Source organism: Actinoplanes rectilineatus (genome assembly GCF_000962825.1).
GTDB classification, from domain to species: Bacteria; Actinomycetota; Actinomycetes; order Mycobacteriales; family Micromonosporaceae; genus Actinoplanes; species Actinoplanes rectilineatus.
Genome location: NZ_JZKF01000201.1, coordinates 1 through 1,376, shown reverse-complemented (window position 1 = coordinate 1,376; position 1,376 = coordinate 1). Strand labels below are relative to the sequence as shown.

The window sequence follows — 1,376 nt, the reverse complement described above, 5'->3', positions numbered from 1 at the left end:
CCTGGTGATCCGGGCGGCGCACGTGGTGGCCGACGCGTACACGTACTACAACGTGTTCCGGCTGGCGTCGCGGCTCTACGACGACCTGGACGCCGACGTGCCGGAGACCAGGCTCGACCCGGCGTCCTTCCCGGCGCAGCCGTGCGACGACGCGGACGCCATCGCCTTCTTCCGCGACAATCTGCACGCGGTCACCTCGCTCACCCCCGAGCAGTTGGCCGGCCACCGCGGTCCGGACGGAACGATCCGCGGGCACCGGCGGCACGTGTTGCTGGAACCGGACCGGATGCGCCGGGTGACCGCGTGGATGGACGAGGCCGGGATCGGGCGTTTCCCGTTCTTCCTGGCCGCGCAGGCGTTGTTGCAGGGTGCGCTGACGGGGCGCGACGACGTGGTGGTGGGTGTTCCGCTGGCGAATCGGCGTGGAAAGCGGCAGCGTGAGGCGTACGGGTATTTCGTGAACACGTTGCCGGTGGCGATCGACCTGAGTGCGTATCCGGATTTTCCGTCGCTGTGCCGGGCGCTCGCGCTGCACACCTCGCGGATGCTGCGGTACCAGAACTTCGACCTGACCGCCCACGCCGCCGAGGTGTTCGACAACCCGCCGGCACGGTTGACGGTGGCCAGCACGTTCACGTACTACAAGGAGGCGCTGGAGGTCCCGCTGACCGGTTGCACGGTGGAGCCGTTGTCACTGGACCGCAGCCAGGTGATGTTCCCGCTCACCGTCAACGTCGAGGAGCACGACGAGCGGATCTGGCTGCACGTCGAACACTCGCACCAACTCGAGGCGGCCCGGCCGGTCGACCTGTACACGGCGGTGCTGGACGCGGTGACGGCCGGCCCCGCGGTGCCGTTGTCCGAGGTCTGTGCGGTGGGTCCGGCGGAACTCGCCCGGATCGACGGGCTGTCCGGCGTGGCCGAGTTCGCGACCCCGCCGTCGCTGGCGGACGCCTTCGCCGCGGTGGTGCGCGAACATCCGGACCGTCCCGCGGTCGGGGATTGGACGTACCGCGAGCTGGACGACGCCTCGGACCGGATCGGGCACGAGCTCGTGCGTACCGTGAAAGGTGGCTATGTCGCGGTTCGGATGCAGCCGTCACCGGAGCTGATCGCGACGCTGCTCGGGGTGCTGAAAGCCGGCAAGTGCTATGTGCCGCTCGACCCGAACACGCCACCGCAGCGATTCGCCCACATCACCGCGCAGTTCGCCGAGCTGCCCGTGGTGACCCGCGAGGACACGGACCGGATGCTGGCCCTGCCGGACGCCGGGCCGTTGTCGGTGGCGCCGTCCCGGCACGCTTATGTCATCTTCACGTCGGGGTCGACGGGTGTTCCCAAGGGTGTTCAGGTCACGCAGCGGAATGTGTTGCGGT

Annotated in this window: 1 protein-coding gene; it reads left to right on the top strand. The window is 69.3% G+C overall.

The annotated features are described in order from the left end of the window. Window positions 1-1,376, top strand: a 1,376-nt coding sequence (locus WH85_RS46065) for an AMP-binding protein (RefSeq protein ID WP_045748563.1), incomplete at both ends; no start/stop codon positions are given.